This window comes from Methylobacterium sp. E-066, assembly GCF_022829635.1.
Classification (GTDB): domain Bacteria; phylum Pseudomonadota; class Alphaproteobacteria; order Rhizobiales; family Beijerinckiaceae; genus Methylobacterium.
The window spans coordinates 1-19492 of the sequence record NZ_JAKSYO010000127.1 but is presented as its reverse complement, the minus strand read 5'-3'; the positions used below and the strand labels follow the sequence as shown (position 1 = coordinate 19492).

At 67.9% G+C, this 19492-nt stretch carries 19 protein-coding genes; 11 read left to right on the top strand and 8 right to left on the bottom strand.

The window, feature by feature from the left end:
• The first annotated feature begins 4 nt into the window (after nucleotides 1-4).
• The 6 genes from MKL20_RS18705 to recJ all read left to right on the top strand — a co-directional run bounded on the left by MKL20_RS18705 (nucleotide 5) and on the right by recJ (nucleotide 7046).
• A complete protein-coding gene (locus MKL20_RS18705; protein WP_244037926.1) occupies nucleotides 5-1366 on the top strand; it encodes an ABC1 kinase family protein in 1362 nt (453 codons plus the stop codon).
• 124 nt (nucleotides 1367-1490) lie between these two features.
• The gene (locus MKL20_RS18700) at nucleotides 1491-1784 is read left to right on the top strand and encodes an aa3-type cytochrome c oxidase subunit IV (RefSeq protein WP_243972698.1); all 294 of its coding nucleotides are present in this window, start codon (nucleotides 1491-1493) and stop codon (nucleotides 1782-1784) included.
• A gap of 187 nt (nucleotides 1785-1971) precedes the next feature.
• Nucleotides 1972-3201 carry a Re/Si-specific NAD(P)(+) transhydrogenase subunit alpha gene (locus MKL20_RS18695; protein ID WP_244037925.1) on the top strand — a complete coding sequence of 410 codons (1230 nt, stop codon included), beginning with the start codon at nucleotides 1972-1974 and terminating at the stop codon, nucleotides 3199-3201.
• A 24-nt stretch (nucleotides 3202-3225) separates the two neighbouring features.
• A complete protein-coding gene (locus MKL20_RS18690; RefSeq protein WP_058194406.1) occupies nucleotides 3226-3681 on the top strand; it encodes a proton-translocating transhydrogenase family protein in 456 nt (151 codons plus the stop codon).
• A 4-nt stretch (nucleotides 3682-3685) separates the two neighbouring features.
• A complete protein-coding gene (locus MKL20_RS18685; protein WP_243972690.1) occupies nucleotides 3686-5086 on the top strand; it encodes an NAD(P)(+) transhydrogenase (Re/Si-specific) subunit beta in 1401 nt (466 codons plus the stop codon).
• 136 nt (nucleotides 5087-5222) lie between these two features.
• A complete protein-coding gene (gene recJ, locus MKL20_RS18680) occupies nucleotides 5223-7046 on the top strand; it encodes a single-stranded-DNA-specific exonuclease RecJ (protein ID WP_244037924.1) in 1824 nt (607 codons plus the stop codon).
• A 4-nt stretch (nucleotides 7047-7050) separates the two neighbouring features.
• Here recJ and MKL20_RS18675 read toward each other — a convergent pair whose 3' ends face one another.
• From MKL20_RS18675 to MKL20_RS18660, 4 genes are all read right to left on the bottom strand, one after another.
• On the bottom strand, nucleotides 7051-7545 hold the full coding sequence (locus MKL20_RS18675; protein ID WP_244037923.1) for a CAP domain-containing protein: 495 nt from the start codon (nucleotides 7543-7545) through the stop codon (nucleotides 7051-7053).
• A gap of 117 nt (nucleotides 7546-7662) precedes the next feature.
• On the bottom strand, nucleotides 7663-8736 hold the full coding sequence (locus MKL20_RS18670; protein WP_244037922.1) for an HD-GYP domain-containing protein: 1074 nt from the start codon (nucleotides 8734-8736) through the stop codon (nucleotides 7663-7665).
• A 114-nt stretch (nucleotides 8737-8850) separates the two neighbouring features.
• On the bottom strand, nucleotides 8851-9003 hold the full coding sequence (locus tag MKL20_RS18665) for a hypothetical protein (protein ID WP_244037921.1): 153 nt from the start codon (nucleotides 9001-9003) through the stop codon (nucleotides 8851-8853).
• Between the two features lie 541 nt (nucleotides 9004-9544).
• Nucleotides 9545-10237, bottom strand: a complete 693-nt coding sequence (locus MKL20_RS18660; RefSeq protein ID WP_243972671.1) for a GntR family transcriptional regulator — start codon at nucleotides 10235-10237, stop codon at nucleotides 9545-9547.
• Between the two features lie 486 nt (nucleotides 10238-10723).
• Here MKL20_RS18660 and oxlT point away from each other — a divergent pair, with 486 nt between their 5' ends.
• Nucleotides 10724-12001 carry an oxalate/formate MFS antiporter gene (gene oxlT, locus MKL20_RS18655; protein ID WP_243972668.1) on the top strand — a complete coding sequence of 426 codons (1278 nt, stop codon included), beginning with the start codon at nucleotides 10724-10726 and terminating at the stop codon, nucleotides 11999-12001.
• A 90-nt stretch (nucleotides 12002-12091) separates the two neighbouring features.
• Nucleotides 12092-12748, top strand: a complete 657-nt coding sequence (locus MKL20_RS18650) for a class II aldolase/adducin family protein (RefSeq protein WP_244037920.1) — start codon at nucleotides 12092-12094, stop codon at nucleotides 12746-12748.
• 18 nt (nucleotides 12749-12766) lie between these two features.
• Here the strand turns inward: MKL20_RS18650 and MKL20_RS18645 are convergent, their stop codons facing one another.
• Nucleotides 12767-13699 carry a methionyl-tRNA formyltransferase gene (locus tag MKL20_RS18645; protein WP_244037919.1) on the bottom strand — a complete coding sequence of 311 codons (933 nt, stop codon included), beginning with the start codon at nucleotides 13697-13699 and terminating at the stop codon, nucleotides 12767-12769.
• 115 nt (nucleotides 13700-13814) lie between these two features.
• Entirely contained in the window at nucleotides 13815-15092 is a 1278-nt protein-coding gene (frc, locus tag MKL20_RS18640; RefSeq protein WP_244037918.1) for a formyl-CoA transferase, read from the bottom strand.
• Between the two features lie 445 nt (nucleotides 15093-15537).
• Here frc and MKL20_RS18635 point away from each other — a divergent pair, with 445 nt between their 5' ends.
• The gene (locus MKL20_RS18635) at nucleotides 15538-15822 is read left to right on the top strand and encodes a hypothetical protein (protein ID WP_243972660.1); all 285 of its coding nucleotides are present in this window, start codon (nucleotides 15538-15540) and stop codon (nucleotides 15820-15822) included.
• Between the two features lie 37 nt (nucleotides 15823-15859).
• On the opposite strand, the gene MKL20_RS18630 is transcribed toward MKL20_RS18635, so the two are convergent.
• Both MKL20_RS18630 and MKL20_RS18625 read right to left on the bottom strand, forming a co-directional pair.
• A complete protein-coding gene (locus MKL20_RS18630) occupies nucleotides 15860-16561 on the bottom strand; it encodes a hypothetical protein (protein WP_244037917.1) in 702 nt (233 codons plus the stop codon).
• Nucleotides 16562-16924: 363 nt separating this feature from the next.
• Complete coding sequence (locus tag MKL20_RS18625) at nucleotides 16925-17488, bottom strand: TetR/AcrR family transcriptional regulator (RefSeq protein WP_244037916.1); 564 nt, start codon at nucleotides 17486-17488, stop codon at nucleotides 16925-16927.
• Between the two features lie 105 nt (nucleotides 17489-17593).
• Between MKL20_RS18625 and MKL20_RS18620 the strand changes: the two genes are divergently transcribed.
• Together MKL20_RS18620 and MKL20_RS18615 are read left to right on the top strand one after the other, a co-directional pair.
• Nucleotides 17594-18685, top strand: coding sequence for an efflux RND transporter periplasmic adaptor subunit (locus MKL20_RS18620; protein WP_244037949.1), 1092 nt, complete (start codon nucleotides 17594-17596; stop codon nucleotides 18683-18685).
• A partial coding sequence (locus MKL20_RS18615) for an efflux RND transporter periplasmic adaptor subunit (RefSeq protein WP_244037915.1) occupies nucleotides 18682-19492 on the top strand: 811 nt, incomplete at its 3' end. The genes MKL20_RS18620 and MKL20_RS18615, both read left to right, overlap by 4 nt.

The following is a 19492-nucleotide window of genomic DNA, read 5'->3' as shown; positions in this document are numbered from 1 at the left end:
GACCATGGCCGAGACCGACCGCGAAGCCAATCGCTTCTCCGCCCGCGCGGGCCGCTACGCCAGCGTCGGCGCGAATGTTGGCGGTGTCGCCGCGCGGATGGCGATGTCCCGGCTGTTCGGTAAGGAGGGGACCACCAGCGCTGCCGCCCTGGCGCAGGCGCTCGGCGGCCTCAAAGGGCCGATCATGAAGGTGGCGCAGCTGCTCGCCACCATCCCCGATCTGCTGCCCCCCGAATACGCCGCCGAACTCCAGAAGCTCCAGGCCGATGCGCCGCCCATGGGCGCGGCCTTCGTCAAGCGGCGGATGCAGTCCGAGCTGGGCGCCGGCTGGCAGGACAGATTCGGCAGCTTCGACCTGAAGCCCGCCGCCGCGGCCTCGTTGGGCCAAGTCCATCGCGCCACCACCAAGGATGGCGAAAAGCTGGCCTGCAAGCTTCAGTACCCCGACATGCAATCGGCCGTGGAGGCCGACCTCCAGCAGCTCGAGATCGCCTTCGCGCTCCACCGGCGGATGAACAGCTGGCTCGATACCCGCGAGATCGCCAAGGAGATCGGCGCGCGGGTGCGCGAAGAGCTCGATTACGAGCGCGAGGCCAAGCACGCGAGCCTCTACGGCGAGGTGCTCAAGGATATCGACGCTGTGCGCGTGCCGCGGGTCTTCTCCGACCTGTCGACCAAGCGCCTCCTCACCCTGAGCTGGCTCGACGGCGACAAGATCCTCGGTTTCGCCGAAGAGCCGGTCGAGGTGCGCAACCGCATCGCGCAAGCGATGTTCAAGGCGTGGTGGCATCCGTTCAGCCGCGCCGCCGTGATCCACGGCGACCCGCATCTTGGCAACTACACGGTCTTCTCGGAGGGCGGCGAGGCGGCGGGCATCAATCTGCTCGATTACGGCTGCGTGCGGATCTTCCATCCGCGCTTCGTCGGCGGCGTGGTCGATCTGTATCGCGGCCTGCTGGAGGACGATTCCGCGCGCATCGTCCATGCCTACGAGGTCTGGGGATTCAAGAACCTCGACAAGGAGAAGATCGAGATCCTGAACATCTGGGCGCGCTTCATCTACGGCCCGCTCCTGGAGGACCGCACCCGCACCGTGGCGGACGGGGTCAAGCCCGGCGACTATGGCCGGCGGCAGGCGTTCCAGGTGCATCAGGCCCTGAAGGAGCGCGGTCCCGTGACGGTGCCTCAGGAGTTCGTGTTCATGGACCGTGCCGCCGTGGGCCTGGGAGCGGTGTTCCTGCATCTCCGCTCGGAATTGAACTACCACCGGCTGTTCGAGGCCGAGATCGAGCATTTTTCACTGGAAAAGCTCGGTGTGCGCCAAGACCAGATTCTCGCCCAGGCCGGTCTGCCGAAGCCGGCGTAAATTCGCACACGGAAGCCCACCGTGAGGGCAATCAACTTGCGAACGTCCGATTGCGGCAGGAAAACGCTTGAGCTACATCCCGGGGTGACCACAAGAAGTCGCATCTGAGGGAAACGAGCGCACGATGGCCGAGAGTGAGACGGTGGCCGGGCACACCTACAGCCCGGCGATGGACGCGAGCACCCACGAGCAGACCTATCGCGGCTTCGTGCGCTTCGTCGAGATCGGTACCGGCGTGGTGATCTGCTGGGTGCTGGCGCTCGCCGTGGGCGGGATTCGCGAAGCGTGGCTTCTGGCGATTCTCAGCGTGATCGTCTCGGGTGCCGCCGGCGCCGTCGGTGCCCTGGCCCCCGCCATCGGATGGCGCGGGCCCCTCGTCGTTGCCATTCTCCTCTTCCTGTATCTCGCCTTCGCCTGAACCTGCGAGGAGGACCGCTCGCCTGACTGGCCGAGCGGTCCGATGATGCATTGAAGCGTGGCCGCCGGGTCGGTGCGCCGCGGGTTACATTCCCACTTATTCCATCAGCGCAAACTTCTTTCGCGTCTCGAAAAGCTATGCCGGTTCGCGCATTCGAGAGGCCAAGCTTGTTCAGGGGAAGCCTCGCATGCGCATCGCTGTGCTGTCCGAGACGGACTCTGCGGAACCGCGGGTGGCCGCAGTCCCGGAGACCGTCAAGAAATTCAAGACGCTCGGCGCCGACATCACCGTGCAAGCGGGTGCCGGTCTGAAGGCGGGGATCCTCGATTCCGAGTACGAGGCCGCGGGCGCCGAGATTGCCGGCAGCGCTGCCGATGCGGCGCGGGATGCCGACCTCGTCCTCAAGGTCCGCCGGCCGGCGGCCGAGGAGCTGTCGCTGTTCAAGCGCGGTGCCACGATCATCGCGATCATGGATCCCTACGGCAACGAGGCCGCGCTGAAGGCCCTGGCCGAGGCGGGGGTCTCGGGATTCGCCATGGAGCTGATGCCGCGCATCACCCGGGCGCAGGTGATGGACGTGCTGTCCTCTCAGGCGAACCTTGCCGGCTACCGGGCCGTCGTCGACGGGGCCGCCGAGTACGGCCGGGCCATGCCGATGATGATGACCGCCGCGGGCACCGTGCCGGCAGCCCGGGTCTTCATCATGGGCGTCGGCGTCGCCGGCCTCCAGGCCATCGCCACCGCTCGGCGCCTCGGCGCGGTCGTGACCGCCACCGACGTGCGCCCCGCCACCAAGGAGCAGGTCGAATCCCTCGGCGCCAAGTTCGTCGCGGTCGAGGACGACGAGTTCAAGCAGGCCGAGACCGCGGGCGGCTACGCCAAGGAGATGTCGGCCGGCTACCAGGCCAAGCAGGCGGAACTGGTCAAGGGCCACATCGCCAAGCAGGACATCGTCATCACCACGGCGCTGATTCCCGGCCGTCCGGCCCCGAAGCTCGTCTCCGAGGAGATGGTCGCCTCGATGAAGCCGGGCTCGGTCCTGATCGATCTCGCGGTCGAGCGCGGCGGCAACGTCGCCGGCGCCAAGCCGGGTGAGATCGTGGTGACCGACCGCGGCGTGAAAATCGTCGGCCACACCAACGTGCCGGGCCGCCTCGCCGCCACGGCGTCGAGCCTCTACGCGCGCAACCTCTACGCCTTCGCCGAGACCCTGATCGACAAGGAGAGCAAGGCCCTGGCGATCAATTGGGACGACGAGCTGGTGAAGGCCACCAACCTGACCCGCGACGGCTCCGTCGTGCACGCGTCCTTCCAGTCCAAGACCGATGGCCCCGCCTCGGAAGCTGCGGCGGTGGGCCTCGCTAAGTCGGAGACCGGCAAGGCCGAGGCCGCCCCGGCCCCGTCGAGCGCGCACTGAAGACCGATCGCGAGGAGAAGCAGAATGGCAAACCTTGTCGTCCCTCCCGATCAGGCGGCTGATCAGACCCGCGTGCTGGCCGATGCCGCGCGCGCGGCGGCCGATGTCGCCCGCAACGCCGCCGACCAGGCCCAGGCCATCGCGTCCGGCATGGGCCACGGGATCAGCGCAGCCACTGGCGGCGCGGTCGATCCGTTCATCTTCCAGTTCGCCATCTTCGTTCTGGCGATCTTCGTCGGCTACTACGTCGTCTGGTCTGTGACCCCGGCGCTGCACACGCCGCTGATGTCAGTGACCAACGCGATCTCCTCGGTGATCATCGTCGGTGCGATCCTCGCCGCCGGCGTGCCGCTCCTGGAGAAGGGCACCGGCTGGGCCCGCGCCTTCGGCTTTATCGGCATCGTGCTCGCGAGCGTGAACATCTTCGGGGGCTTCCTCGTCACCCAGCGCATGCTCGGCATGTACAAGAAGAAGGCCTGAGACGATGTCCCAGAACGTCTCCGCGCTTCTCTACATCGTCGCCGGCGTCCTGTTCATCATGGCGTTGCGGGGGCTCTCGCACCCGACGACGTCGCGGCAGGGCAACCTCTACGGCATGATCGGCATGGCGCTGGCCGTGCTCACGACGCTCGTCGGCCATCCGCCCGCCGGGTTCGGCGCCTGGATCCTGGTGATCCTCGGCATCGGCATCGGCGGCGGGGCCGGCGCGGTCATCGCCAAGCGCGTGCCGATGACGGCGATGCCGCAGCTCGTGGCCGCGTTCCACTCGCTGGTCGGCCTCGCGGCCGTGGCCGGCGCCGCGGCGACGCTCTACGCGCCGCAGGCTGTGGGCATCCTCGAGAACGGCCACATCCACAAGCAGTCGCTGTTCGAGATGGCGCTTGGCGCGGCCATCGGCGCGATCACCTTCACCGGCTCGGTCATCGCCTTCGCCAAGCTCGACGGCCGCATGTCGGGCAAGCCGATCATGCTGCCGAGCCGGCACCTCATCAATATCGGCCTCGCGGTCGCATTGGTGGTGCTGATCGCGCTGTTCATCGGCAACGAGAGCAAGGCGATCTTCTGGCTGATCGTGCTGCTGTCCTTCGCCCTGGGCGGCCTGCTGATCATCCCGATCGGCGGCGCCGACATGCCCGTCGTCGTGTCGATGCTCAACTCGTATTCGGGTTGGGCGGCGGCCGGTATCGGCTTCACCCTGGGCAACCTCGCGCTGATCATCACCGGCTCGCTGGTCGGCTCCTCGGGCGCGATCCTGTCCTACATCATGTGCCACGCGATGAACCGGTCGTTCATCTCGGTGATCCTCGGCGGGTTCGGCGGCGACGCCGCCGCCGCGGCCGGCCCCGGCCAGGTCGAGACGCGCCCGGTCAAGCAGGGCTCGGCCGACGACGCGGCCTACATCATGAAGAACGCCGAGCGGGTGATCATCGTCCCGGGCTACGGCATGGCGGTCGCGCAGGCGCAGCACAGTTTGCGCGAGATGGCCGACATGCTGAAGAAGGAGGGCGTCGATGTGAAATACGCCATCCACCCGGTGGCGGGCCGCATGCCGGGCCACATGAACGTGCTGCTCGCCGAGGCGAACGTGCCCTACGACGAGGTGTTCGAGCTGGAGGACATCAACGGCGAGTTCCCGCAGGCGGATGTCGCCTTCGTGATCGGCGCCAACGACGTCACCAACCCGGCGGCCAAGACCGACAAGGCCTCGCCGATCTACGGCATGCCGATCCTGGACGTGGAGCGGGCCAAGACGGTGCTGTTCATCAAGCGCGGCATGGGCTCGGGCTATGCCGGCGTCGAGAACGAGGTGTTCTTCCGCGACAACACCATGATGCTGTTCGGCGACGCCAAGAAGGTGGTCGACAACATCCTCAAGGCATTCTGAGACCGTCTGAAAATCGGTTTCGGCGAGGGGCGGGCAGCGATGCCCGCCCTTTCGTTTTGCCGGGACAGCGTCGATCGCGGCCGCTGTTGCCGTCGCGCCCGCGATTCCGTGTCCGACCCGGTGTAGAGTGCCGCCCGTGTCCGCCGCCGCCGCCTCGCTGATCGCCGATCCGCCGCCGTTCCTGGGGGTTGCCGCTTCCGTGACCGGGCGGCGCTGGCAGGAGCGTTGCGCCGGCCTGGCGGTGCAGAACCACATCGCCAAGATGGTTCAGGCTCACGGTCTGCCCGAACTTCTGGCGCGGGTGCTGGCTGGCCGGCAGGTGGCGCCGGACGAAGCTGCACGCCACTTGGCGCCGCGCCTGCGCGACCTGATGCCGGATCCGGACACGCTGCTCGACATGGATGCGGCCGTGCGCCGGCTCGTGCGGGCCATCCGCCGCGGCGAGATCGTCGCCGTGTTCGGCGATTACGACGTGGATGGCGCGGCCAGCGCGGCGTTGCTTGCCGGCTACCTGCGCCAGCTCGGCCTGCGGGCACCGATCCACATCCCGGACCGGATCACCGAGGGCTACGGCCCGAATGCCGCGGCGATCACCGCCTTGGCGGCCGAGGGCGCAACCCTGCTGGTCTGCGTCGATTGCGGCACGAGCGGCCACGGACCGCTGGAGGAGGCCGAGAAGCTGGGCCTCGACGTGATCGTGCTCGATCACCACTCCGCCGCCGAGCTGCTACCCCCCGCCCGCGCGGTGGTGAACCCCAATCGCCTCGACGACCTCTCCGGCCTCGGCCATCTCTGCGCCGCCGGGGTCGTGTTCCTGACGCTCGCCGCCCTCAACCGCGCCCTGCGCCGGGACGGCTATTTCGGTCCGGATCGCCCGGAGCCGACCCTCACGGACGCTCTCGACCTCGTGGCCCTGGCGACGGTGGCCGACGTGGTGCCGCTGATCGGCCTGAACCGCGCCTTCGTGACCCAGGGGCTGACGGTGATGCGCCACCGGGGCCGGATCGGTCTTGCGGCCCTGCTCGACGCCGCCTCCCTCAGCGAACCCCCGGAATCCTGGCATCTCGGCTTCGTGCTGGGGCCGCGGATCAATGCCGGCGGCCGGATCGGCGATTCGGCCCTCGGGGCGCGCCTGCTCACCACCGCGGATCCGGTCGAGGCCGCCCGGATCGCCGCCGACCTCGACCGGCTCAACCGCGAGCGTCAGGCGATCGAGGCGCATGCCGTGTCCGAGGCGGAGGCCGAGATGGACCGCGCCCTGACCCTCGATCCCGCCCGGGCCGTGCTGGTGACGGGGAACGCCGAGTGGCATCCCGGTATCGTCGGGCTGATCGCGGCGCGCCTCAAGGAGCGCTTCAACCGCCCGGCCTTCGCCTTCGCGATCCGGCCGGACGGCAGCGCCACCGGCTCCGGGCGCTCGATTCCGGGAGCCGATCTCGGCCTAGCCGTCCGCGCCTGCGTCGAGGCCGGCCTCGCCAGCAAGGGCGGTGGCCACGCCATGGCGGCCGGCGTCACCCTGCGAGCCGACGATATCCCGCGCTTCGAGACGCATCTGGCAGCCTTGCTCGGGGCCAGCGTCGCGGTCTCGCGGGCGGCCGACGCCCTGCTGATCGACGGCGGCCTCAGCGCCGGCGGCGCCACTGCCGAGACCGTGCGGCTGCTCCAGCGCGCCGGGCCGTTCGGGCAGGGCGCGCCAGAGCCGGTCTTCGCCCTCGGCCGCCATCGTCTGGTCGATGCCGCTGTCGTCGGCTCCGGCCATGTCCGCGCCCGCCTGCGCAGCCGCGACGGGCAAGCCGTCGGGGCGATCTGCTTTCGCGCCGCGGAACGCCCGCTCGGTCAGGCCCTGCTGAGGGGAATCGGCCAGGAGATGCACGTGGCCGGCACGTTGTCCTGCGACCGCTGGCGCGGGGCCGAGCGGGCACAGCTGCGGATCGTCGATCTAGCTCTGGCCGAGCCCTGATCGATCAGCCGCCCGCCATCACCAGCGCCCAGAACCGCTTGTAGCGGGTATCGGGCGCGTCGACCCGAGCGATGCCGATCCGGCGGATCTGCGGGAGCAGCATGTTTTTGTTGTGCTCGGGACTGGCCTTCCAGCGGGCGAGCACCTGCTCGAAGGTTTCGGAGCCGGCGCTGAGATTCTCCGCGGCGTAGGACCTTGCCAGACCCGCTGAGGCCATGCGCGCGGTGAAGCTGCCGCCGACATCGTGGCTGAGCTGGCCGTGGCGGGCATTGTTGCCGGCCTGAAACGCGGCGGCCTTCACCAAGCCGGTGTCGACGATGACCGGGCTGAGCCCGTGCTGGACCCGGTAGGCCGAGATCACGGCCGCGGCGGCGACCTCGTCGAGGATCGCGGTATGGGTTGTGGTCTCGACATTCGGTTCGGGCGTGAACGACAGGCCACCGCAACCGGCGAGCGACAGCGACAGGGCGGCAGCGACGACGAGGTAAAATTTCGACACGGGGGACAGCGCTTCCAGACGGGATGCGTCTCCCTCGGGCGCGGTTGCGGCGAAAGCGCGGCACTCGTCGTTGGCCTCGACCCGCACCGTCGAACCGTGGCGCCGAGGCCACGGCGATCAGGCCGCGAGGGCGTCACCCCCGAGCATGACCGGTGCGAACACGCGCAGGAGATCGGGGTCGAGATGGCCGGACCCGTCGGTCATGATCGCCAGAGCCTCGGCGGGGCTGGCGGGCTTCCGGTAGGCGCGGCGCTCGGTCAGGGCCGAGAACACGTCGCAGATCGCCACGATACGGACCAGATCGGAGATCGCCACGCCCCGGAGCCGGTCCGGATAGCCGGTCCCGTCGAGGCGCTCGTGATGATGCAGGACGACGTCGATGACCTCGTCCTCGAACGTGCCCTGGGCCCGCAGAAGATCGGCGCCGATCACCGGATGGCGCTGCATCAGCCGCAACTCCTCCGGGTCGAGATGGCCGGGCTTGTTCAGGATCTCGCTCGGGATGCGCGACTTGCCGATGTCGTGGAGGAGGGCGGATCGCACCAAGCGCGCGAGGTCGATCCGGCTCAGCCCGATCTGCGCGCCGAAGCTCGCGGCATGGCCGGCCACCCCCAACGTGTGCTGGTAGACGCCGATATCGTGGCGCCAGACTTCGGCGAGCCAATCCGTGATCCCGGCCTCGGAGATGGCGGCCAGCACCAGCGCGGTCCCGCGCTCGACATCGGCGCGCTGCAGCCCCGCTCCGAGCGCCGCGCTGTCGAACAGTTCGGACACGATCGCGGTCGCGTCCGAGACGCGCCCGACGAGTTTTTGCCGGCGTGTCTCCACCGAGCGCGTCACGGCCTCGATCATCGCGAAGACATTCGCCAGCACCTGCTGGCGCGGAGCGGCCGCCGGCAGCTGGCGCACATGCGGGGAGGCCTTCAACGGCTCGCCGCGAACCAGGACGAGGCGCGGAACCGGCAGCCCACGATGGGTCAGCGTTGGCTCCAGCGCCGCCGCCTGCGTCGGCGGCAGGTCCAGAACGATGAGATGGGGACGTCCCGAAGGAATCGCCTTGCCGGCGGGGACCGCACGGCAATCCATCACCAGAGCGATGGCACGCTCGAGAGCGGCGCGTTCGGATGGACGATCCGAGACCAGCAGGACGAACGGACCGTCCGCGGTCCGCGAAGAGATGCCGAGGGCCAACGCGGTTGCTCCCTCGCCCGCATGGTCAACGATCCGTTGACGCTAGCGGAAACCCTTGAGCAAAGTGTTAACCCTACGCAGTCTGCCCGCGTATAGACGCCGGAAAAGCAGTGTTCAGGCGAGGCTGACGGCGCCGTCCTGACGGACCGGCTGGGCGGAGGCCTTTCCGGCATCGGAGGACGGGCTCAGGATGTCCGCGAGCTTGACGGCCAGCAGGGCCTGGCAAGCGGCGAGGGCGACAAACACGACGAGGAAACTGGCGATCATCGGGAGGCTCCGGTGCGGCTCGGCAGGAAAACGATGTTGCGATGCAAGAGATGCCATGCCGCGCCGCAAACTGGTATGCCAGATACCGAATTCCAGTCATGCCCGGAATGCATGAGGCGACCGTCAACCGGAGAGCGACCGGCAATCCCGATCGCGGTGTTGGTTGCTCAGCACGCCATGTGTCGAGTTAGGCCCCTTGAAGACGGAGCATGTTGCACCGCAATCGGATTGCGACATGAGATCGGACACAATTGGTCCTGTCAGAACGCGCGTTCGATAAACGATGCTCTCGGAGGCCGCTCAAAGCTTATTTGACCGCACGATCCCACTCTCTCCCCTCATCCTGAGGTGCCCGGCGATCGCAGATCGCCGGGCCTCGAAGGAGCCCTCCAGGGACCGCGCGGCTGGCTGGAGGGCTCCTTCGAGGCCTCCGCTCCGCTCCGGCGCCTCAGGATGAGGGCGAGGATGGGAAACGCCGGTCAAACAGGCTCGCGGGAGGCGGGTACCGTTCGACCACGATTCATCGCCCGGTCGAGGATCCTCAGTCGAGGTAATCGCCGTACCTGTCCACGTGCTGGGCGAGGCCGAGACCGTGTTCCCGCACCAGCCGTTCCGCCGTATCGGCATCTCGGGCTTCCAGCGCGGCGATGATCGCCACGTGCTCGCGGATCGACCGCTCCGCCCGGTCGCCCTGACGGAGCGCGGTGCTGCGGATGCCACGGACATGCATCAGCAGGTTGCTGGTCAGCTCGGCGATCGGCTCGCAATGGCCGAGCGCAATGATCCGCTGATGGAAGCGGATATTGGCGTCCGAGTATTCGTCAATATGCTCGGCCGGCTGGCCCTCATAGAACTCCGGAAATGATTCGCGCAGCGACCGGAGCTGTTTGTCGGTGGCGCTGGCACAGGCGAGGCGTGCCGCCATGCTCTCCAGGGCCGTCCAGGCGTGGATCATGCCGACGATCTCGCGCTTGTTCTTCTTGATAACGAAGACACCGCGGCGCGCCTCGGACCGAACGAACCCTTCCTGCTCCAGGACGGTGAGCGCCTCACGGACAGGCGTGCGGCTGACGCCGAGATCCTGCGACAGTTTCCGCTCGTCGAGCCGCACCTCATCCGGCCGCCCGTAGATGTCCATGTTGGTGATAGCAGTCTTGAGCGCTTCATAAGCCAAGGTCCGTAGACTGGAGCTGGCGACGATCGGTTTAACGCTCAACGGTTCAGAGTTCGACATGCCTCGTCCAGTCGGCCCATGCCCATGATTTCTCGCACGTGTTCTGTGTCGTGCGCTCTTTAAACGAACTAGCCCAAACCTTTGGCAGATCCTAGCCGATTGCGAGCCAACTCCACAGACCGGTCGCGAACGGCGCGATCGAGCAGATCACGCGGTGGCGGCACAAACTGGAACGGTAATGCCAACTTTGGAGCTCACGTATCCGATGCCCCGGTAATCCCGCGGCCAATTCGTGTATTTTTATGCAGGATCGATTGACAGATCCTCCCGACCTCAGCACCATTCATCTGGCATACCGTAGACCAGAACGGCGCGGGTGAGACTTTTCGGCGGTGGAAGGCGGCGCCGCCGAGACTTCGTTTGTCCGCCAGCCAAGAATTTTTCAAAGCACGCACCGCGGTTTGTACTGCCACGGGCGGCGCCGTCGGGTCATAAACACAGCCGGCGAACGAGAGAAAATAATAAATCCAATCTGGAGGGAAGCGTATGTCCGAGATCCGCAAACCGGTCGGGCGGGGCCGATGGCTCCAGCTGGCATTCGGCGTCGTCTGCATGTGCATGATCGCCAACATGCAGTACGGCTGGACCTTCTTCGTGAACCCGATGCAGGAGCGGCACGGCTGGGATCGCGCCGCGATTCAGATCGCCTTCACGTTGTTTGTCGTCACCGAGACCTGGCTGGTGCCGATCGAGGGCTGGTTCGTCGACAAGTACGGCCCGCGGATCGTCACCCTGTTCGGCGGCCTGCTCTGCGGCATCGCCTGGGTGATGAATTCCTATGCGGAAACCCTCACGATGCTCTACGTGGCAGCTGCCATCGGCGGCACCGGCGCGGGTGCGGTCTACGGGACCTGCGTGGGCAACTCCCTCAAGTGGTTCCCGGATCGCCGCGGTCTTGCCGCCGGCATCACCGCGATGGGCTTCGGCGCCGGCTCGGCGCTCACCGTCGTGCCGATCCAGGCCATGATCAAGTCCCAAGGCTACGAGGCCGCGTTCTTTTACTTCGGCATCGGCCAGGGCCTGATCGTGATGCTGATCGCCCTGTTCCTCCGGTCGCCGGCCAAGGGCCAGGTTCCGGATGTCGCCCGGGTCAGCCAGTCCAAGCGCGACTTCAAGCCGGGTGAGATGGTGCGGACCCCGATCTTCTGGGTGATGTACGCGATGTTCGTCATGATGGCCGCCGGCGGCCTGATGGCGACCGCGCAGCTCGGCCCGATCGCCAAGGACTTCAAGATCGCCGACGTGCCGGTCTCGCTGCTCGGGATCACGCTGCCGGCGCTCACCTTCGCGGCGACCCTGGACCGGGTGCTCAACGGCGTGACGCGGCCGTTCTTCGGTTGGGTCTCGGACCATATCGGCCGCGAGAACACGATGTTCATCTCCTTCGCCATCGAGGGCCTGGGCATCTACGCGCTGAGCCAGTTCGGCGAGAACCCGATCGCCTTCGTGCTGCTCACCGGTCTGGTGTTCTTCGCCTGGGGTGAGATCTACTCGCTGTTCCCGGCGACCTGCGGCGACACCTTTGGCTCGAAATACGCCGCGACCAATGCCGGCCTGCTCTACACAGCCAAGGGCACGGCGGCGCTGATCGTGCCCTATACCAGCGTGCTCACGACCATGACGGGGAGCTGGCACACGGTGTTCCTGGTGGCGGCCGGGCTCAATATTCTCGCGGCGTTCCTGGCCCTGTTCGTGCTCAAGCCGATGCGGGCGGCCTACACCAAGGCGCCGCAGGCGAACCTCGCACCGGTGCTCGCTCAGTAAGACGCATCGCAACCATCGAAGGCCCGGCGCCGGCTTTACGGCGCCGGGCCTTCGTGCGTACCCGGTACCGGGTTCATCCGAGGATCGGGCATGGATACGGACGAGCGGATCGCACGCGAGAGCGTGGTGACGGCGGCGCGGGACCTCGACGCGCAAGGACTGAACCGCGGCACCTCGGGCAACGTCTCGGTGCGGTTCCGCGATGGCATCCTGATCACGCCCTCGGGGTTGCCCACCGCGCGCATGGGCCCGGACGACATCGTGCCGCTGGCCTTCGACGGGACGCACCCGGACGGGCTCAAGCCGTCCTCGGAATGGCGGTTCCATCGGGACATCCTGGCGGCGCGGCCGGAGATCGGCGCCGTCGTCCACGCCCATCCCATCCACTGCACCGCCTTCGCCCTGTGCGGGCGGGAGATCCCGGCGGTGCACTACATGATCGCGGCCTTCGGCGGACCGAACGTGCGCTGTGCGCCCTACGCGCCCTACGGCACGGCGGAGCTCTCGGAGCTGGCCCTGGCGGCGCTCAAGGACCGGAACGTCTGCCTGCTCGCCAACCACGGCATGATCGCCGCCGGGGAGAGCCTGGAGAAGGCGCTATGGCTCGCCGTCGAGCTGGAGACCCTGTGCTGGCAATATGCCGTGGCGCTCCAGGTCGGCGCCCCGAACATCCTGTCCGACCACGAGATCAACAGCACCGTCGAGCGCTTCCGCGGCTACGGGCTGAACGCGGTCGACAAAGGTTGAAGCGCGATAATCCTCGGCTCAGCGGCCGAGGATCTGCCCGAGCGCGATGCCGCCGGAGGCGGCAAACTCGGAAGCCGTGATCTTCTTGCCGTCCTCCGGCTTGACCTTGCGGATCTCGATCCGGCCGCCCTGCGCGCAGACGCTGAAGCCATCCTCGTCCACTGCGATCACCTCGCCGGGCTTGCCCTTCACCTCGCCGAGGCGGCGGACCGGATGCAGGTGCGCGTCGAAGATCTGGAGCTTCTTGCCGTCGAGGGTGGTCCAGGCACCGGGAGCCGGGTTCGCGGCCCGGATCAGGTTATAGATCTGGTCGGCATGGGCCGACCAGCGGATCTCAGCTTCCGCGGCGCGGAACCAGCCCTCGTAGCTCGCCGCGTCCTCGTCCTGATCGACCTCGATATGCTCGCCCGCGACCACGAGGTCGGCCGCCTCCAGCATCGCGTCGACGCCCATCGGGAACAGGGAGTTGAAGTAGATGTCGCCGAGCGTCGCGTCGCCGCCGATCTCGCAGGTCTTCTGCAGGATCACCGGCCCCTCGTCGAGGCCGTCGGTTGGGCGGAAGATCGTCAGCCCGGTCTGCAGGTCGCCCTTGGCGATCGGCCAGTTGATCGAGGACGGGCCGCGATAGCGCGGCAGCAGGCTCGGATGGTACTGGATCGTGCCGTGCTTCGGGATGGTGACGAAGCTCTGCGGTGCGAATTGCAGCACGTAGGCCATGATGCCGATATCGGCGTCGAGGCCGCGCATCGCCGCCTCGGCTTCGGGGCTCTTCAGGCTCGGGAACTGGAAAACCGGCAGGTCCTTCTCCAGCGCCGCGGTCTTGAGCACGTCCGGCTTGGCCCCGGGCTTCTCCGGCGCGCAGAAGACACCCGCGACGGTATCCCCACGCTTCAGGAACGCGTCCAGGACGGCCTTGCCGAAATCCTGCTGACCGATGACGGCGATGCGCATGGGCGATCCCTGGCGTCGTCCGGCCCCGACACGGGGCGGGATTCTTTTTGATTTGCGGGGTTTTCGTGCGGCCCGAAGGCGATCCCGGACGACGGCCCGGGATCGGCCGCCGCTCTCACTCCGCGGCGATCTTCTGCACGCCGCCGATGGCGCCGGAACCGGCGATCGCCTCGATGTCCTCGGCGGAGTACTTGAGCACGTCGCGCAGGATCTCGTCGTTGTGCTCGCCGAGCAGGGGCGAGCGCACGACCTCGGTCGGGCTCGCCGACAGCTTGATCGGGTTGCCGACCGACAGGTAGCGCCCGCGGGTGGGGTGATCGACTTCCACGATGGTGCCGGTCGCCCGCAGCGCCTTGTCGGCGGCGATCTCCTTCATGGACAGGATCGGGCCGCACGGGATGTCGTGGCCGTTGAGGATGTCCATGGCCTCGAACTTGGACATCTTCATCGTCCAAGCTTCGATACGCGTGAAGATCTCGTTGAGATGTGGCAGGCGCGCCTTCGGGGAGGCGTAGTTCGGATCGGTCTTCCAGCCCGGCTCGCCGATGATGTCGCAGATCGGGTCCCAGACCGCGGCTTGCGTGATCACGTAGATGTAGGCGTTCGGGTCCTGCTCCCAGCCCTTGCAGCGCAGGATCCGGCCCGGCTGGCCGCCGCCGGAATCGTTGCCGGCCCGCGGGGTCGCCTCGCCGAACGGGATGCCCTCGCCGAACTGGCTGTATTCCTTCAGCGGCCCGTGCTCGAGGCGCTGCTGGTCGCGCAGCTTCACCCGGCACAGGTTGAGCACGCCGTCCTGCATGGCGCAGTCGACCTTCTGGCCCAGCCCGGTCTGGGTGCGGTGGTAGAGCGCCGTGACGATGCCGAGCGCGAGGTGCAGGCCGGTTCCGGAATCGCCGATCTGAGCGCCGGTCACCATCGGGATGCCGTCCCGGAAGCCTGTGGTCGAGGCCGAGCCGCCGGCGCATTGCGCGACGTTCTCGTAGACCTTGCACTCCTCGTAGCGGCCCGGCCCGAAACCCTTCACCGAGGCGAGGATCATGCGCGGGTTCTTGGCGTGGATCTTCTCCCAGGTCAGACCCATCCGGGCCAGCGCCCCGGGAGCGAAGTTCTCGACGAGGACATCGCATTCCTCGATCAGGCGCCAGAGCACCTCCTTGCCCTTCGGATTCTTCGAATCGAGCGTGAGCGAGCGCTTGTTGTGGTTCAGCATCGTGAAATAAAGGCTGTCCACATCCGGAATGTCCTGCAGCTGCTGGCGGGTGGCGTCCCCGACCCCCGGCCGCTCGACCTTGATCACGTCGGCCCCGAACCAGGCCAGGAGCTGGGTACAGGTCGGGCCGGATTGGACGTGGGTGAAGTCCAGGATGCGGACGCCTTCGAGGGCCTTGGTCATGATCGGTCTCGGATCTCGGGTCGGGTTTCGGGATGCGGCGACGGGAGGGGTCTCAGATCGGTCGTGCGCGCCGCGTCATCGCGGAGGCTGTGCAGCGGGTCTGGAACCACGCGTCTCGCGTTCTCGGACAAACCATGCCGAAACTTCCTCCCGATGCGCGGCCCCGTCGATTCGCGGTTCCGTCACGTGGCCCGGTCTGGCGGGCCTTGAAATTTGTATACCACATGCCATCCGCCGGAGGCGAGTACAAAGAAGCACTCGCGAAGGTTGTGGCGAGCTCCCCAGCTTAGACCCAAGAGTTTAAGGTCTCAACGCGAACCCCGCAGAGCAACGGGGGAACTGGTCCTTGCCCTCTTGGCATACGTCTCAAGGCGGTCCATCATTCCGCCAAAATCGGTCGTCCCGCTGTGAACGACCGCGCAACAAAGCTGAACGAGGAACGCCCATGCTCGCCAGCACCAGCTTGATCAAGTCGTCCTGGATTGCGGTCGATGTCGACCGCGATCGTGCGGAGCGTGTGCTCGTGGTCGAGACCTACATCGCCGTGAGCCCGCTGGAACCGAATTACGACGCCGCGCAGTATGAGCGCGTCCTGTGCTGCGTGCAGAAGGTGCTGAAGGCACACCCGGACATCGACCGGGCCTCGATCCTCAGCATGCATCGCGGCTCCGGCTGCACGGCTTTGTTCCGCGAGCCGCCGGCGGATCTGGCGCGGTCGGCCGCGGCCTGACGGTCCGTCCGGCCTAAACGCGACCCCCGCAGCCGGATCAAGGAGTTTCCGGCTCGGGATCGCCCTGCGGCTCGTGCGATTCCAGCGCGACCCGGGCGGCGTGGAACCACCAGAGCGGGATGTCGCGATTGGCCTTGGTCAATTCCGACGCCCAGCCCTCCTTGGGCATCACTTCGGCCCGGTCGGCGAACAGCCGAAGGGCGCTCTCGGCCCGCTCGCGCCGGCAGCGCTCGCGGATCGCGGTGCGTTCGGCCTCGGCGCGGGCGTCCGTCTGCTCGATCAGCCGGCGGGTCGCCAACTCGTCGGCATCGAAGGCGAAACGCTGCCAGAACGCCTCCGCCTCGCGGGCGACGTCGCGTTCCCGCTGCGCCACGGACAGCGCCGCCTCGGCGGCTTCCTGGGCAGCCTCCGCCGCATGGGCGCGCGCCAGAACGCGGTTGTTGGCCTCCAAAAGCTCGCGTTCCCGCTCCGGGGCCATGCGCTGCCGCCGGAGCACGCGCAACTCCTCGTCGCACGCGGTCCGGTCGTTCCGATCCGAGATCAGGGCGGCAAGGGGGCCGGCGGCCAGGGCGTCGGCGCGTCGCAGATAGCGCTGGCGCAGCCCCGGATGATGGGTATCCAGCGTGTCTCCGTCCCAGGCCGGATGGTTGGCGTTCCCGCTTCCATCGTGATCGTAGAGCGCGCGTGCCAGGGCGTTGCGCAGGTCCTCGGAGGACGGAGACGCGGCGTGTTCGTTCATGACGCTACGCTGGCGGCGAGTAACGGGACGGCTGTCAACGCGCTTGTGCAGCCGGAGGACTCATCGGCGCATGACGATCCGGTGTTGTGGACCGGAAAAAGCATCGACCGCATGCAATGACCCGACCACCCGACGACGCGACACGATTGAGACTCTTTCGTCGCACGGTCGTTCCGGCGATCCGGTAAAGACACCGCCGCGATTATTACGGGGATGCCAGGTTCCACCGCTCGCGTACGTCTTCCGTCGGGGATCCGCCATCGCGGAAGACTGCGGTTCGAGCTTGGCACCGCCGATGAATTTTTGCCTCTCCCACCTGTGGATACAATTGGCGCAGCGGATGCGGTGGCGTCCGGGACGGGATCACCCCTCGGATTTCCGGGCGATCCGCTCCAGCGCCCCGAACATCGGCTCCAGTTCGTCCGTGCCGAGCTGGTGGAAGCCGAGGGTCCGGCCCATGATCACGCCCAGGATCGCGAAGAACAGCACCGAGCCCTCGCCCGGGCGGGCGCCGTTCATCCCGGCGAGCCGGTCGAGCTGGTCGGCCACGAAGGCCCGGTAGTCGTTGAGGGCCGCCGGATACTCGATCGAGGCCAGGAGCAGGGCGCGGGAGGATTCGTCGTCGTCGCAGTAATGCGACCGGACATGCGCCACCATGGCCATCGGCAGCTGCGCCGGTCCAGGCGGGATCTCGGCCTCGCAGGCGGCGATGTCCTCGCGCAGCTCGGAGAGCTTGCGGGCGACGAGGGCCAGGATCAACGCATCCTTCGACGCGTAGTGATGTAGCACGCCGCCCTTGCTCAGGCCCGCCTCGGCCGCAACGGCGTCGATAGTCAGCGCCCGCGCGCCGCCCTTGCGCAACACCGCGTCGGCCGCCTCTAGGATGATCTCCGGCCGTTCCGCCAGCCGCTGCCGTTTCACGCGCATGGGTCACCGTTTTAGAAACCGACTGGACGGTATGTAAGCGATGAAGTAGGAACCCGTCACGCCGTGGGCTCCCATTCCGCCGCGATGGTCGACCGCAAGATCCGCATGACCGCTCATCGATACACATCCGTGGTGCTGGCGACGATCGCCCTCGCGTCGGCGGTCCACGCCGCTGAACCGACGATGGCGCCGGATTCGGCCCTGGCGCGCATCCGCGTGGTCGAAGCCCAGCGCACGCCGGTCGCCTCCGAGGTCGTGCTGACCGGCGATATCCAGGCCCAGGCGCAGGTCAATGTCTCGTTCCGGACGAACGGCAAGGTCGCCGAGCGCCGGGTCGAGGTCGGCGATCACGTCGAGGCCGATCAGGTTCTCGCCGTGCTGGAGCCGCTGACCCAGCGGGCCAATCTCGACAACGCCAAGGCCGCCCTGGCCTCCGCGGAGGCGCGGCTGACCCAGGCCAAGATGGCCTACGAGCGCCAGAAGCAGCTCCTGGCGGGCGGCTACACCACGCGGCCGAGCTACGACAATGCCGAGCAGGAGCTGCGCACCGCGCAGGCCGCGGTCGATTCGGCCCAGGCCGCACTCGGGACCGCGCAGGAGCAGTTCTCCTACACGGAGCTGCGTGCCGGCGTGTCCGGGATCGTTACGAGCCGCAGTGTCGAGGTCGGTCAGGTGGTTCAATCTGGCCAGACCGTGCTCGTGCTCGCCCAGGACGGGCCGCGCGACGCGGTGTTCAACGTCTACGAATCGCTCACCGCGCGTCCGCCCGGCGACAAGACCATCACCGTCTCGCTGCAGGCGAACCCGGCGATCACGGCGCGCGGAACTGTGCGCGAGGTCTCGCCGACGGTGGATGCGTCGAGCGGCACGGTCCGGGTCAAGATCGGCCTGGAGCAGACGCCGCCCGCCATGGGGCTCGGCGCCGTCGTCATCGGCCACGGACGCTTCGCGCCGCATGATGCGGTGATCCTGCCCTGGTCGGCACTCTATCGCTACGACGGCCACCCGGCGGTCTGGATCTACGACACCGGCCGGCGGACCGTGTCGGTCCGCACCGTCGAGATCGACCGGTACGGGCCGGATGTCATCGCCTTGAAGAGCGGCGTCGAGCCGGGCGAGCGCGTCGTCATCGCGGGCATCCAGTTTCTGCGGCCGGGGCAGGAGGTTGCCGCCGCCCTCGTCGGAGGCAACCCATGAGTGTGCGCGCGGTTCTGGCGACTATCGCATTCGCCCTCAGTCTCGGCGGTTGCGACGGCCATGGCGAAACGCCCAAGGAGGCGGCGGCGCCGGTGCGGCCGGTGCTCACGCAGGTGGCCGTGCCGAGCGACAGCATCGCGTTCGGCCCCTTCGCAGGCACGATCGAGCCGCGCTACCAGTCGCAGCTCGGCTTCCAGATTCCGGGCCGGATGGTGGCGCGCGACGTAACCGTCGGGGACATCGTCAAGAAGGGGCAGCGGCTGGCCGCCCTCGACACCGTGGTCACGCGCTTCGACCTGACCCGGGCCGAGGCCGATCTCGCCGACGCCCGCGCGCAGGCCGAGAACGCGGAGGCCGCCGAGGTGCGTGCCCGGCGTCTCATGGCGGGGAACAACGTCTCGCAGGCGTCCCTCGATCAGGCGGTTGCCAAGCGCGACACTGCCCGGGCGCGGCTCGATCAAGCTGCGGCGAGCCTCCAGAAGGCCCGGGACCAGATGGGCTACACGGAGCTGAAGGCCGAGTTCGACGGCGTCGTCACCCAGCGCCTCGCCGAGGTCGGGCAGGTGCTGAGCGCCGGCCAGGGCGTCGTCACCGTCGCCCGCCCGGAGATCCGCGAGGCGGTGGTCGATATACCAGAGCAATATGTCGGCGCCCTGCCGGCGGATGGCGTGTTCACCGTGTTGCTCCAGAGCGCGCCGGAGCTAACGGCCAAGGGCCGCGTCCGGGAGATCGCGCCGCTCGCCGAGGCCGGGACGCGCTCCCGACGCATCCGCATCACCCTGGAAGATCCCGGCCCGGCCTTCCGCC

What these genes read in the sequence shown, in the direction of transcription:
- oxlT (WP_243972668.1), top strand. Translation starts at nt 10,724, where the DNA reads ATGTCCGAGATCCGCAAACCGGTCGGGCGGGGCCGATGGCTCCAGCTG.
- MKL20_RS18645 (WP_244037919.1), bottom strand. Translation starts at nt 13,699, where the DNA reads ATGCGCATCGCCGTCATCGGTCAGCAGGATTTCGGCAAGGCCGTCCTG.
- MKL20_RS18625 (WP_244037916.1), bottom strand. Translation starts at nt 17,488, where the DNA reads ATGCGCGTGAAACGGCAGCGGCTGGCGGAACGGCCGGAGATCATCCTA.
- MKL20_RS18705 (WP_244037926.1), top strand. Translation starts at nt 5, where the DNA reads ATGGCCGAGACCGACCGCGAAGCCAATCGCTTCTCCGCCCGCGCGGGC.
- MKL20_RS18660 (WP_243972671.1), bottom strand. Translation starts at nt 10,237, where the DNA reads ATGTCGAACTCTGAACCGTTGAGCGTTAAACCGATCGTCGCCAGCTCC.
- MKL20_RS18650 (WP_244037920.1), top strand. Translation starts at nt 12,092, where the DNA reads ATGGATACGGACGAGCGGATCGCACGCGAGAGCGTGGTGACGGCGGCG.
- frc (WP_244037918.1), bottom strand. Translation starts at nt 15,092, where the DNA reads ATGACCAAGGCCCTCGAAGGCGTCCGCATCCTGGACTTCACCCACGTC.
- MKL20_RS18685 (WP_243972690.1), top strand. Translation starts at nt 3,686, where the DNA reads ATGTCCCAGAACGTCTCCGCGCTTCTCTACATCGTCGCCGGCGTCCTG.
- MKL20_RS18635 (WP_243972660.1), top strand. Translation starts at nt 15,538, where the DNA reads ATGCTCGCCAGCACCAGCTTGATCAAGTCGTCCTGGATTGCGGTCGAT.
- MKL20_RS18695 (WP_244037925.1), top strand. Translation starts at nt 1,972, where the DNA reads ATGCGCATCGCTGTGCTGTCCGAGACGGACTCTGCGGAACCGCGGGTG.
- MKL20_RS18665 (WP_244037921.1), bottom strand. Translation starts at nt 9,003, where the DNA reads ATGATCGCCAGTTTCCTCGTCGTGTTTGTCGCCCTCGCCGCTTGCCAG.
- MKL20_RS18620 (WP_244037949.1), top strand. Translation starts at nt 17,594, where the DNA reads ATGACCGCTCATCGATACACATCCGTGGTGCTGGCGACGATCGCCCTC.
- MKL20_RS18690 (WP_058194406.1), top strand. Translation starts at nt 3,226, where the DNA reads ATGGCAAACCTTGTCGTCCCTCCCGATCAGGCGGCTGATCAGACCCGC.
- MKL20_RS18630 (WP_244037917.1), bottom strand. Translation starts at nt 16,561, where the DNA reads ATGAACGAACACGCCGCGTCTCCGTCCTCCGAGGACCTGCGCAACGCC.
- MKL20_RS18700 (WP_243972698.1), top strand. Translation starts at nt 1,491, where the DNA reads ATGGCCGAGAGTGAGACGGTGGCCGGGCACACCTACAGCCCGGCGATG.